Annotated in this window: 11 protein-coding genes; 2 read left to right on the top strand and 9 right to left on the bottom strand. The window is 63.8% G+C overall.

From position 1 onward, the window contains the following. The first annotated feature begins 154 nt into the window (after positions 1-154). The gene (locus K426_RS08485; protein ID WP_066555929.1) at positions 155-2677 is read left to right on the top strand and encodes a sensor domain-containing protein; all 2523 of its coding nucleotides are present in this window, start codon (positions 155-157) and stop codon (positions 2675-2677) included. 9 nt (positions 2678-2686) lie between these two features. On the opposite strand, the gene K426_RS08490 is transcribed toward K426_RS08485, so the two are convergent. The 4 genes from K426_RS08490 to K426_RS08505 form a co-directional block, all read right to left on the bottom strand. Continuing rightward, positions 2687-3496 (bottom strand): RcnB family protein, encoded by an 810-nt coding sequence (locus tag K426_RS08490; RefSeq protein ID WP_066555930.1) that lies wholly within the window; start codon positions 3494-3496, stop codon positions 2687-2689. Between the two features lie 111 nt (positions 3497-3607). After that, positions 3608-4093, bottom strand: coding sequence for a GAF domain-containing protein (locus K426_RS08495; protein ID WP_066555931.1), 486 nt, complete (start codon positions 4091-4093; stop codon positions 3608-3610). Between the two features lie 99 nt (positions 4094-4192). Beyond that, entirely contained in the window at positions 4193-4618 is a 426-nt protein-coding gene (gene arfB, locus K426_RS08500; protein ID WP_066555932.1) for an alternative ribosome rescue aminoacyl-tRNA hydrolase ArfB, read from the bottom strand. Between the two features lie 3 nt (positions 4619-4621). Continuing rightward, positions 4622-5299, bottom strand: coding sequence for an RluA family pseudouridine synthase (locus tag K426_RS08505; RefSeq protein ID WP_066561549.1), 678 nt, complete (start codon positions 5297-5299; stop codon positions 4622-4624). 64 nt (positions 5300-5363) lie between these two features. Between K426_RS08505 and K426_RS08510 the strand changes: the two genes are divergently transcribed. Next, positions 5364-6326: an acyltransferase family protein gene (locus K426_RS08510; protein ID WP_066555935.1), complete on the top strand. Its 963-nt coding sequence runs from the start codon at positions 5364-5366 to the stop codon at positions 6324-6326. A gap of 63 nt (positions 6327-6389) precedes the next feature. Here the strand turns inward: K426_RS08510 and K426_RS08515 are convergent, their stop codons facing one another. From K426_RS08515 to dcd, 5 genes are all read right to left on the bottom strand, one after another. Next, the gene (locus tag K426_RS08515) at positions 6390-7250 is read right to left on the bottom strand and encodes a sigma-70 family RNA polymerase sigma factor (RefSeq protein WP_066555936.1); all 861 of its coding nucleotides are present in this window, start codon (positions 7248-7250) and stop codon (positions 6390-6392) included. Beyond that, positions 7250-7705, bottom strand: coding sequence for a carboxymuconolactone decarboxylase family protein (locus K426_RS08520; protein WP_066555938.1), 456 nt, complete (start codon positions 7703-7705; stop codon positions 7250-7252). The genes K426_RS08515 and K426_RS08520 overlap by 1 nt, the downstream gene beginning before the upstream one ends. A gap of 184 nt (positions 7706-7889) precedes the next feature. Continuing rightward, positions 7890-10676: a TonB-dependent receptor plug domain-containing protein gene (locus K426_RS08525; protein ID WP_066555940.1), complete on the bottom strand. Its 2787-nt coding sequence runs from the start codon at positions 10674-10676 to the stop codon at positions 7890-7892. A gap of 180 nt (positions 10677-10856) precedes the next feature. Further along, entirely contained in the window at positions 10857-11621 is a 765-nt protein-coding gene (locus tag K426_RS08530; RefSeq protein ID WP_066555942.1) for a metallophosphoesterase, read from the bottom strand. Between the two features lie 44 nt (positions 11622-11665). Then, a complete protein-coding gene (dcd, locus tag K426_RS08535; protein WP_066555945.1) occupies positions 11666-12220 on the bottom strand; it encodes a dCTP deaminase in 555 nt (184 codons plus the stop codon). Positions 12221-12224: the final 4 nt, after the last annotated feature.

Consider the following 12224-nt stretch of genomic DNA (forward strand, 5'->3'; position numbering starts at 1 on the left):
CCGATGAAAGCCGGGGCGTATCGTCTTGCGGCTGGCGGAACGGTTTGCGCCGTTGCGGATTAATTTCCCACTACCGCATTGGAAAGCTTATTTAACTTTTTCCGTTACTGCATTCGGATGGATTGCAGCAATGGCAATGGATCTGGGTCGGTAGATGGACCGTTTTGCTGATCGCAGATTTGCGGAATTTCGCTCCGAACTGGCTCGGGACGGGCTGGAATGGGACGCGTTGCACTATCGTAATGAGTTGCTGTTCTCTCCGGTCTTCCAACGCGTCTCTCCGCCGCTGATTCGGTGGATCGCGGACTATCGCGGTCGCATATTGTCGCGAGAGATCGCTTCGGACCTGTTCGCCCGCCATTTTTCCTCCGACATGATCGGCAATGGCTGGCGCGCCATGCTGGACCGGCGTGACTGCATGGCGCTGGCCGATGCGGCGAGGCGGTCAAACCGGCCCGGTCCGGTTCCCGTCCGGATGCGCACCATATCGGGCGAGACGAGACCGGGGATCGTGCGCATGACGCTGGTCGCGGAACCCGATGAGGCGCCGCTGTGGTACGGCACGGTCGAGGACATCGATGAGCGTTATGACCGGGATAGCCGCGCATTGGCCGATGCGCTGGCGGAAAGCCGGCAACATTATCGCTGGTCGGTCGAGCTTAGTCCGCAGGTGCCCTGGACCGCAGCCCCCAACGGCGCGATCGAGGAGGTTGGCCCCCGCTGGCAGGATCTGACCGGCATCCCCCCGGCCCAGGCGCGTGGCGTGGGGTGGATCGATTCGCTCCACCCCGACGATGTCGAACGGACGCTGGCCGTCTGGACGGAAAAGCTCCGTACGGGGGATTCGGTGGATGTCGATTATCGGCTGCGCCTGGCCGATGGCGGTCATCGCTGGATGCGATCCCGGGCCTCGGCGCGGCGGGATGCGAAGGGCCGGATCGTGCGCTGGTATGGCACGCTGGAGGATATCCACGCACAGAAACTGGCGCAGCGCGAATTGGCGAATAGTGAGGAACGTTTCCGCCTGGCGGTGCAGTCGGCGCGCCTGGGCATATGGGATTTCGATGCGGTCGCTGGCACCCGGACCTGGTCGCGGGAATTCCGGTCGATGCTGGGCCTGTCCGACACGGAGCCGGCGACGAGCGAGCTGGCGTTGCGGCTGGTGCACCCGGAGGACCGGCCCCGCCTTGCCGAAATGCTCGACGCTGTGGCGAACGAGCGCATGCCGCCGCATTTCGAAGCGAGCCTCCGGGTATACAGGGCTGATACCGGCGCTTTGCGGTGGATCAAAAGCGTCGGATGGAGCAGCTTTTCCGAATCGGGCCGACCGCTGCGCGTCATCGTCACCTTCCAGGACGTCACGGAGGAAAGGAACAGCGAGGAACGCATCCGCTGGGCCGCGACTCATGATCCGATGACCCATATGCCCAATCGGGCGCTGTGGCAGGCGACGCTGGAGGACATGACGGAGCAGGCCCACCGGACCGGCGTAAGCTTCGGCTTGATCCTGGTCGATATCGACGATCTGAAGCGGACCAACGACATGCTCGGCCATGATGCGGGCGACGCGCTGCTGTGCGGGTTTGCGCAGCGCTTCGCTTCTTGCGCGCCTGCCGACGCGATGGTCGGGCGGCTTGGCGGCGATGAATTCGGCATGATCGCGCCTTCGCTCGCCAGTTGCGCGGCGCTCATGGAATGGAGCGCCCAGTTGCTGGGCGGTGTCCGGGCGCCCTATGTTCATAATGGCCGCTCGCTCGATTACGGCATCAGCATGGGCGGCGCGGTCTTTGGCGAACATGGCGACGACGCGGCCGAATTGCTGAAGGCGGCGGACCTGGCGCTTTATGCGTCCAAATCCTCGGGACGAGGACGGCTGACATTGTTCCAGTCGCAATTGCGCGCCGAAGCGCAGCAGCGCAGTTCGATGATCCACATGGCCCGGCAAGCCATAGCGGACGATCTGGTGGTGCCCTATTATCAGCCCAAGGCCGATATGAAGACGGGCCGGATATTGGGATATGAAGCGCTGCTGCGCTGGCAGCACCCCCGCACGGGCATCCATGCGCCCGACAGCATCGCAGCGGCATTCGACAATGCGGAAATCGCCGTCGAACTAACCGAAAAGATGCTGGCGAAGGTGGTCCGCGACGTCGAGCGGTGGTTACGGGCCGGCTATGATCCGGGCCGCGTCGCCATCAACGCTTCGGCCGCGGATTTCATGCAGCACGACTTTGCCGGCTATGTCCTCGACCATCTTGCCCGCTGCGCCATCCCGCCACAACAGTTCGAGATCGAGGTGACGGAGACGGTGTTTCTGGGCCGCGGGGCAGAACAGGTGGAGCAGGCGCTGCATCGCCTGTCGGCGGCGGGCGTGCGGATCGCGCTGGACGATTTCGGCACCGGCTATGCGTCGCTCAGCCATTTGAAGCAATATCCGGTCGATGTGCTGAAGATCGATCGCAGCTTCATCAGCAATATCGAACAGGATGCGGGGGATGCCGTCATCGTCGACGCCATCGTGAAGCTGGGCAGCAGCCTGGGCATGGAGGTCGTGGCCGAAGGCGTGGAAACGGCGGGACAGGTCGAATTGCTGATCGCGCGCGGTTGCATGATCGGTCAGGGCTATCTGATGGGCCGACCGCGTCCCTGGGCGGCGGTGCGATCGCAGGCCGCCTGACAATCTGCCCTAGCGGGCCTTTCGCCTGCGCGCGGGAACCTCCGTCACATAGGTTCGGGTGGTCGTGACGGCCGGCTGGATCACGACGGTCGTGGTGGTCGCGCCCGGATAATAATAGCCGTCCGCTATGAATCCGGGAGTCTGCGTCGTCGTGACCACGGGTTCTCCCGGAGCGCCGGGGCGGCGTATCGGATGCGGTGCGGCGGCATAGGGCGGCGGGTCGAAATCGACGCCGGGACCGCCGTTGACATGGCCTTCGAAGCGGCCTTCATAATCGCCGCTAAAGGTCTTTCCGTCCTTGTCGCGCCAGGTGCCGCTCCAGCGGCCCTCATAGCCCAGTGGCGGTGGAGGAGCTTCGTCCGGCGCGGTGACTTCGTCATCATAGCGCAAGCCGGGTGGAGGCGGCGCATCGTCGCTTCGATCCTGCCAGTCGACGTCGCTGCGATGGTCGTGCACGCGGCCATCGCGGTCGGTCATCACCGCATCGTCATAATAGCGCGACCAGCCATAGCCGCTTGCCGGGGCGGGCAGGCCATACATGCCGTAATTGCGGATATGATAAGCGGGGCCGACCCAGTAGCGGGGCAGCACATAGCCGACCGCCGGCCGACGATAGGCCGCCCAGCCGCCGGGCGCATACCAGCCCGCATACCAGCGGCCATGATGGCTCGGCCCCCAGCGGCGAACGGTCGTTCCCGAATGCGGCATTGCGGGTCGTGCGGCCATGCTGTTCCCCATGGCCGGACCGTTCGCAAAAACGGGCGTCGTCATCCCGATCGTCAGGACGGCGCCTGCCAGGATGGTGCTCCGGATATGCATGCTCGAATCCCCGTTTTCGGCTGATTTGTTAACGGTTTGTTTAGCATGATGGGCCGCGGCGATCCACGCATTGGCGTCCCTGCGCCTGTCCCGAAACGGGGCAGGGCATGCTCAGCCCAGGCGCGATCCGATTCGGGCTACCAGCGTTTCCAGTCCCGCCTTGTCGGCATCGTCGAAACGCGCGGGAACGGGGCTGTCGAGGTCGAGTACCACCGCGACGCGGCCGCCCACGATCACCGGCACGACGATCTCCGAAGCGCTGGCCGCATCGCAGGCGATATGGCCGGGGAAGGCGTGGACATCCTCGACCAGTTGCGTCTCGCCGCTGGCCGCCGCCGTGCCGCACACGCCTTTGCCCAGCGGAATGCGGATGCAGGCCGTCTTGCCCTGAAAAGGGCCGAGAACCAGTTGATCCTCGACCATCCGGTAAAAGCCCGCCCAATTGAGGTTCGGCAGAAACTGCCAGATGAGAGCCGAGATATTGGCCATATTGGCGATGGCATCAGGCTCGCCCGCCGTCAGCGCATCAGCGGCCGAAAGGAGATCGTCATAGAGCGTGGCTTTGTCGGCGTCGGCCGGAGGAGCGAAATCGAACATGGACGGGATATAGGGGGCGACGCGCGTGTCGACCAGTCTGAACCCATCGACATCATTTCGAACGATTGGCGCCTGCGTCCACCCTAGTTTCGATCGATCCTAATCGAACCGAACCTTGCCGCGCCCGGCCTTGACCGAACTGCGCGCTTTCTTGGCGTCGACCCGGCGGGCCTTGGCGGCCTTGCCGGGCTTGGTCGCCTTGCGGGCCTTGGGCACTATGGTCGCTTCCCGGATCAGCTCGACCAGCCGGGCCAGCACCTCCTGCCGGTTCAGGAGCTGCGACCGGGAGCCTTCGGAACGGAGGATCAGCACGCCTTCCGCCGTCATCCGCCGCCCGGCGATCACTGCCAGCCGGCGTTTCACCGCTTCGGGCAGGGAGAGGCTGTTCGCCACGTCGAAGCGCAACTGCACGGCGCTGTCGGTGGTGTTGACATGCTGGCCCCCGGCGCCGGTCGAGCGGACGAATGTTTCCGACAGTTCGTCAGTGTCGATGGCGATCGACCGGGTGACGGGGATGAGGGCCAAGCCTTACAGTCCCGCCTGTTCGAGCAGCTCCTGCCCGAAACCTGCCGCCGCAAAGGTCTCCGGCAGGGGAGCGGTCGCCTCCGCGGGCGCTTTCTCCCCGCGCGGGATGCTGAGAAAACGGCTGTGCAACAGCATGGGTCCGCTGCTGGTCCCATAGACCGGATCGCCCGCAATGCCAAAGCCCAGGCCATGCAGCGCGTGGGTGCGGATTTGGTGGGTCCGTCCCGTGCGCGGGGTGAAGACGATCAGTGCCCGGCCATCCTTTTCCGCGATCTTGCGCCATTCGGTGAGCGCGGCCTTGCCCGCCTTGGCCGGGATCATCCGCCAGCCCTGCGCTTGCGTGCTGACTTTCTTGATCGCGAGCTCGATGGTGCCGCTGTCCTCCGCCGGAACGCCGTCCACCACGGCGACATAGCGCTTTGCGACCGTCCCTGCCTCGAAAGCGGCGGCGAAGCGCTTGTGCGCCTTGGGATTGCGGGCGAGCAACAGGCAGCCGCTGGTGTCCCGGTCCAGCCGATGGACCGGCAGCGGCCAGCGCTGGAAGCCGAAGGTCAGCGAGGAGAGGTGGTTTTCCAGGGAAAGCGACCCGTCGCGCGGCGCGTCGACCGGCAGGCCGGCGGGCTTGTCGAGGATGATGGCCTCGCCATCGATAAACAGGACTCGGTCGTGAAGCAGGGACAAGAGGCGTTTCCGTAAATAGGAGGGCGATTGACGCGCGTGCGGCTTCCTATAGGGCGTGGAGATCATGGAGAACAGGGGGCATGAGGCGCACCCGCCGGGCGGAGGGCGGCTGGAATGGATCGATGTCGCACGCGGCATCGGCATCGTCGCCGTGGTCGTCGGTCATGTATGGACGCGGGGCGCGTTGCGCGACGCAATGTACAGCTTCCACATGCCGCTGTTCTTCCTGCTATCGGGCCTGCTGTCGCGGCCGCAGCCGGTGACGCGCTTCACCTGGCGCCAACTCGCGTCGCAGATGCGGCCCTATGCGGCCTTCCTGATTTTGCTGATCCTTGCCGACCAGATCATCGAAAGGATGAAGGGCGGGCGCCCAATCTTCCATAGCTGGCCGCAGGATGTGGCGCCGGTCCTGTTGGGCGGCTCCTGGCTGCGCGGGCCGTTCACCATTTTCTGGTTCGTGCCCTGCCTGATGATGGCCCGTATCCTGTTCAATATGGCGCTGGCCCGCTGGCCCGATCCGCTTGATCGGCGCTGGACGTTGCTGATGCTGCCCTGCCTGTTGCTCGCTTATGGTGTGGGCAAATTCACCAGCCTGTCGCCGCTTGGCCTGCTCACCGTGCCGATGGCGCTGGTCCTGCTGTGGCTTGGCGCGGTGTGGCGGCTTGTGACGTGGCGAGGCTGGATGCTGGCGCCTCTGATCCCGCTATCGCTGGCGGGGTTGATGGCGCTGCTGCCGACGCTCAATATGAAGGCGGCGGATTATGGCTGGCCGCTCCTGTCGGTCGGCTCGGCAGTGGCCACCAGCTTCCTGCTGTTCCGCCTTTCAGTGCGGATCGCGCCCTTTGGCGGTTGGATCGCGGCGATCGGTCGCGCGTCGCTGGTCATTATGTATCTGCATGTCGCGGTGATCCACTATCTCTCGCCCTATCTCAGCAAGCCGTGGCTGCTGATGCAGGCGCTGTTGCTGCCGATAGCGGCCTATTATCTGATCCGGGCCGTGCCTGGAGCGCGACGGATTTTCCTTTAGGGCTGCCTTATCCTGAAACACGTTCAGCATGACGATGTGCAAAGGATGACCGCCGACAAAAGTTCAATGCAGATGCCGCAGCTTGTCGGGATTCCGCATCACATAGATGCCGGTGACGCGCCCATCCTCGATGTCGAGCGCCGTCGTCTGGAACTCGCCATCCGCCTCGCGGGTGACGAAGCCGGGCAGGCCATTGATCAGCCCCAAGCGCACCAGCGTCGAGCCATATTTGCCGAACAGCACCGCCAGCGCCTTGTGGATCTGCATGACCTGGCCGAAGCCGAGCACCGGAACCACCGCTGCTGGCCGCTTGCCGCCGCCGTCGCTGTGGAGGCTGACATTCTGCGCCAGCATCGCACCCAGCGCCGTCATGTCGCCGCTGCGAGAGGCCGCGAAAAAGGCGCTGGCGATCTCCAGTCCGCGCTGCTTTTCAAGCCGGTAGCGAGGCCGGGCATCCCGCACATGAGCCCGCGCCCGCGCAGCCAATTGACGACAGGCCGCCGGATCGCGATCGACCGTCGCGGCGATTTCCTCAAAGCCGACGCCGAACACGTCATGCAACAGGAAAGCGGCGCGCTCCAGCGGCGAGAGACGTTCGAGGGCGAGCATCAGCGGCAAAGTCACATCCTCCTCTTCCTCAGCATCCTCGATCACCGGATCTGGCAACCAGGGGCCGACATAGGTTTCGCGCTGGTGCCGCGCCGATTTGAGCTGGTCGAGGCACAGCCGCGTCACCGTGCGCCGCAGGAAGGCCTCCGGTTCGCGAACGGCTTCGCGATCCACCCCCATCCAGCGGATAAAGGCCTCCTGCACCATATCCTCGGCATCAGCGACCGATCCCAGCATGCGATAGGCGACGCGGGTCAGGCGGGGACGCAGCGGGTCGAAGCTCTCCGCCGCGTCCGCATGCGTCCCCTGGGCCATCACGCAGCCGCCTTGGCCGGGGTTTCGTACCAGAGGCCGAAACCGACCGCGATGCGGTTCCAGCCGTTGATGACATTGATCATCAGGGTCAGCTTCACCCGTTCCTCCTCCGAAAACTCGGCTGCCAGCGCCGCATAGGCCGCGTCATGGCTGTGCCCTTCGGAGAGGCGCGTCAAGGCTTCCGTCCATTCCAGGGCAGCCCGCTCGCGAGACGTGTAGCAGGGCGCCTCGCGCCAGGCCGACAACAGATAGATGCGCTGCTCGCTCTCACCCTGGGCGCGGGCGTCGGTCGTGTGCATGTTGATGCAATTGGCGCACTGGTTGATCTGCGAAGCGCGTATCTTCACCAGTTCGATAAGGCTCGGCTCCAGGCTGGCATTGACGGCGTTGGATGTTGCGAACCAGCTTTTCATGAGCTGGGGCGCGGCGGCAAAGGGATCGAGCTTGGCAGTCATGGTCGGCACCTTTCTTCCTGGATTGTGCTGACATGACGAGACAGGATCGGCCACTGTGACATGAACTGTGAAAAATTGCAGCGTGCATGACGGAAAAGAGGGGAAGGCAGGCATTTCCGCCTTCGTCATCCGCGCTTCCGCGAGGATGACCAACTTCGAAAATATCCGCGCCCGGCCGGTTCAATCAGAATTCGAAGTTCAACCGGCCGTAATAAAAGCCGCCGCTGGTCCCGTAGGGCGAATATTGGTTGTAGAGGGAGAAGCCATTGCCCTGCAGTACGGGCAGCAATTTATCGGGATAGCTGTTGAACAGATTGTTGGCGCCCGCTGACAGCTTGATGCCCTTGCGCAGTTCCACCCCGGCTTCCAGGTCGACGATGATCTCGGGATCGATTTCCGCATCCAGCGAGGGCGTGGTCGGATGGACCATCGTCACCTTGCCAAAGCGGGTGGCGCGCAGGTTCAGGCTCGCCGGTCCCTTGGTCCAGAGGATATTGGCGATGAACTTGTCGCGCGGCGTGCCCTTGGTGAAGTCGCCCTGCTTCGACCGGCCGATCAGCGCCAGCCCGGAACTGGCCAGTACGCTCGGCACGGCATCGACATGGGTGAAGACGGTCTTGTTGAAATTGGCCGACAGGCTGAACACCGCATGGCCCAGGTCGTTGAAATCGGCGCGCCAGGTGCTGACCACATCGATCCCGCGCGTCCGCGTATCGGCCGCGTTGGAGAAGTAGAAGCCGCCCGCCGAAGAGGTGATGCCCGCCGCCGCCAGCACGCTGCGCACCAGCGGACCCTGCAGGGTTTCGGACAACAGGATGCGATCCTTGATCTTGATCTGATAGGCGTCGACCGTGATGTTGAGGCGCGGCGTCGGCGTGATGACGATGCCGGCGGAAAGGTTCCTCGACTTTTCCGGTTTCAGCGGTGTTGCGCCCAGAGCGATGGCCGCCGCTGAATCCACCGGCAGCGCCGATACGGGCAGCAGCACACCGCCCACATTGATCGTGCTGGCGGAGGAATAATGCTGCTGTTGCAGCGTCGGGGCGCGGAAGCCCGTGCTTGCCGTGCCGCGCAGCGCCAGGCCGCGCACCGGCTCGATACGCAGCGACGCCTTGCCGGTGTCGGTGGTGCCGAAGTCCGAATAATCCTCATGCCGCCCGGCCAGCGCGACCTCGAACCCCTCTATGACCTGCTGTTCCAGGTTCAGATAGGCGCTCCAATTGTCGCGGTGCCATTTTCCGGCGGAGGAGAGGGGGAAACCTGTCACACCCTGCGATCCGGATGTCCGCAGCACCCCTGCATTGGCGCCGCTGGTCGAGCGATATCCGCCGTCGATATAGGATTCGGGGTCGCCCGAACCGATGGCGTAGCTGTTCCAGCGATATTCCACCCCCAGCGCCACCAGCAACGGTTCAGCCAGGCCCAGATCGACCGTCTTTTGAAGGTCGAGATTGGTCGTCCACTCCTTCGACGTGACGGAGCCGATATACATGTCGGCAGGGCTCGCCGGGCCGAGCGACGCGTTGACGACCGAGCTTTCCCGATATTTCACCCAATTGCGGGCAAAGCTGCTGGACAGGTCGTAATGGAATGTGTCGGAGAGATCTCCACGCAGTCCTGCCGCCGTCTGGAAATCCTCGTCATAAATGTGGAGGTGCGGGCTGTAGCCGTTGGGGAAAAGCTCCGGAATATTGTTCGGCGCATCGGGGAAGCGATAGGTCAGCCAGGCGTCGCTATGCCGCCGGGAAGCCGTGCCGAACAGGTAGAACTGTACCGCCTCGCTTACCGGCAGCGACACGTCATAGGCGAAGTTGATGCCCGAAACCTGCGGCTGGCCACCCTTGTTCACGTCGCGGTTGACGGTCGCTTCACGTGGATCGGGCGTGCCAGTGGTCGCTGAATAAGGCTGGCCGAGATATGCATAAAAGCGGCCGGGGTTCAGCGCGCTGCGATAGGTGCGTCCCTGAAGGAAGGCGTCCAGCGTGAAATGGACATGGCCGCCATCACCGATGCCAAAGCCCTTGCTGATCTGGAGCCGGCCCTGTTCGCCGCCGCCGTCCGCCGTGGCGCCGCCCAGGAAGGAAGCCGTGCCGCTGGCGTCATCCTTCAATAAGATATTGACGACGCCTGCAATCGCGTCCGAACCATATTGCGCCGACGCCCCGTCGCGCAGTACCTCTATGCGTTCGATGGAGGAGGAGGGGATGAGGTCCAGGTCCGGCGGCGACTGGCCGTTTTGGGTCGTGCCGTTGATGAAGAGGGTCGCCGTATTGTGGCGCCGCTTGCCGTTCACCAGCACCAGCAACTGGTCGCCCGCAAGCCCGCGCAGCGACAGCGTCTTAACCGCGAAGCTGGCCCCGGCGCCGCTGTTCGACACGTTGATCGACGGCACCAGCGTCCCCAGCAGGTCGCGGACCGATTGCTTGCCGCTCGCTTCCATATCCTTGGCGCTTAGTACGTCGATCGGCGCGAGGCTTTCCGCGACGGTGCGCGTGGTCTGGCGGGTGCCGGTGACGATGATGGGGGCGGACGTCTCCTCCGCTTCGGCGCCCGGTGCCATGGCGACCGGAGCTGCCGCGCCCGCGATGCCGATCTGCGCGAGTTGAACGGCCAGCGGGCGGCGGTGGGCGGCGCTCCGGTTGGCGGGGATCGCGAGCGCAATGACGCCCACGCCCGCCTCGCTATGCTTGAGCGCGGTTCCGGCGAGCAGCCTTTCCAGCGCATCTTCGGTCGATAACCAGCCTTGCACGCGCCGGCTGCGTATCGCGGCTACTTCGTCATAGGGAAACAGGATGCGCACGCCCGACTGCGTCGAAAGCTGGCGCAGGGCGCTGCTCAGCGGCTGCGGTGGAATGTCGAACTTGTGACGCTGCGACAGAGTGGCGTCCGTCTTGGGGGCCGCCAGAAGCTCCGTGGGCGAAACAAGGCAGGTGGCAAGGGCCAACCCTGCCAGCGCATGGCGAAAACGCATTGATTGTTCCCCTGTAGCAGACGGCATTATCGTGCCGTTCCGATTGCATCGAACGAAGCAAAGCTCCCGATCCGCTATCCGGCGGGCGGGAACGATCGATTGCGAGCGATAGATGATCGGAAAATACGCTTAAAATGAGAGTTTCTTATTATAATATTACAACTGCGGCGATGCAGTCGTTCAGGCGCAAGTTTGCAGGAACCAGCGTTGATTTTCCTCCAGCCCGATAGCGGTTAGTCGACCGCTACGGAAAGCGCCGGTGTCGATGCCGATCCGATTGGGCTGAACGTCGACATCCTCGCTGATGCTATGGCCGTGGACGACCATCTTCCCGAACTGTCCCCGGTGGTTCAGGAAATCGCCCCTGATCCAGCGCAGATCGGCGGGAATCTGCGCGTCGAGCCCGATGCGCGGCCGAACCCCGGCATGCACGAACAGATAGTCGCCCACCGGCAGCATGTCGGGAAAATCGTCCAGAAAATCGATATGATCGCGGGGTATATGGGTCAGCATCCATTGGGCCAACGTCTCGTCGCCCATGGTGGCACAATCGTCTGGATCCAGGCCATAGCTGGCCAGCGTCTCGACCCCACCATATCGCCGGAAGAAGCGGGCGGCCTGCGCCCGACCGCGAGCAGCAGCGATGAACATTTCCTCATGATTGCCCTTGATGAAGCGGACATCCTCGCCTGATCGCGCCAGTCCCATCGCCCGTTCGACAACCTGCGCCGATTGCGGTCCGCGATCCACCAGATCGCCCAGCAGGATCAGCAGCCGGGGCAGGGGAGGACGATCCGCTTCATCTCGCCCAATCTTGTCCAGCAATTCGGCAAACAGATCGTCGCGGCCATGAATGTCGCCAATCGCATAGACGCGCGCATCTCCGCCCACGTTGGGGGCTAGCGGTTCGGCAGACGCTTTCCGGCGGCGGAAGGGCATCAGCATGGCGGACAAGGCTCACACATCATGTCCGCCAGTGTCGCATGGCTTCAAAGGCGGGGCAATGTGACGCCCTGCTGCCCCATATATTTGCCCGCGCGGTCGGCATAGCTGGTCTCGCACGGCTCATTGCCCTTGAGGAACAGGAACTGGCAGGCGCCCTCATTGGCGTAGATCTTGGCGGGGAGCGGCGTGGTGTTGGAAAATTCCAGCGTCACATGACCTTCCCAGCCCGGCTCCAGCGGGGTGACGTTCACGATGATGCCGCAACGCGCATAGGTCGATTTGCCGAGGCAGATCACCAGCACGTCACGCGGCACGCGGAAATATTCGACCGTCCGGGCCAGCGCGAAGCTGTTGGGCGGGATGATGCAGACGTCGGTCTTGCGGTCGACGAAACTGTTCGCGGCGAAATCCTTGGGGTCCACCACGGCGCTGTTGACATTGGTGAAGATCTTGAACTCGTCCGCCACCCGCGCATCATAACCATAGGAGGAGAGGCCATAGCTGATGCAGCCGTCACGCCGCTGGCTCTCCACGAACGGTTCGATCATGTTGTGGGTCTGGGCCTGTTCGCGAATCCACTTATCCGACAATATCGACATGGCT

The sequence above is a fragment of the Sphingobium sp. TKS genome, from assembly GCF_001563265.1.
GTDB lineage: Bacteria > Pseudomonadota > Alphaproteobacteria > Sphingomonadales > Sphingomonadaceae > Sphingobium.

What these genes read in the sequence shown, in the direction of transcription:
- K426_RS08485 (WP_066555929.1), top strand. Translation starts at nt 155, where the DNA reads ATGGACCGTTTTGCTGATCGCAGATTTGCGGAATTTCGCTCCGAACTG.
- K426_RS08490 (WP_066555930.1), bottom strand. Translation starts at nt 3,496, where the DNA reads ATGCATATCCGGAGCACCATCCTGGCAGGCGCCGTCCTGACGATCGGG.
- K426_RS08495 (WP_066555931.1), bottom strand. Translation starts at nt 4,093, where the DNA reads ATGTTCGATTTCGCTCCTCCGGCCGACGCCGACAAAGCCACGCTCTAT.
- K426_RS08510 (WP_066555935.1), top strand. Translation starts at nt 5,364, where the DNA reads ATGGAGAACAGGGGGCATGAGGCGCACCCGCCGGGCGGAGGGCGGCTG.
- K426_RS08515 (WP_066555936.1), bottom strand. Translation starts at nt 7,250, where the DNA reads ATGGCCCAGGGGACGCATGCGGACGCGGCGGAGAGCTTCGACCCGCTG.
- K426_RS08520 (WP_066555938.1), bottom strand. Translation starts at nt 7,705, where the DNA reads ATGACTGCCAAGCTCGATCCCTTTGCCGCCGCGCCCCAGCTCATGAAA.
- K426_RS08525 (WP_066555940.1), bottom strand. Translation starts at nt 10,676, where the DNA reads ATGCGTTTTCGCCATGCGCTGGCAGGGTTGGCCCTTGCCACCTGCCTT.
- K426_RS08530 (WP_066555942.1), bottom strand. Translation starts at nt 11,621, where the DNA reads ATGCTGATGCCCTTCCGCCGCCGGAAAGCGTCTGCCGAACCGCTAGCC.
- dcd (WP_066555945.1), bottom strand. Translation starts at nt 12,220, where the DNA reads ATGTCGATATTGTCGGATAAGTGGATTCGCGAACAGGCCCAGACCCAC.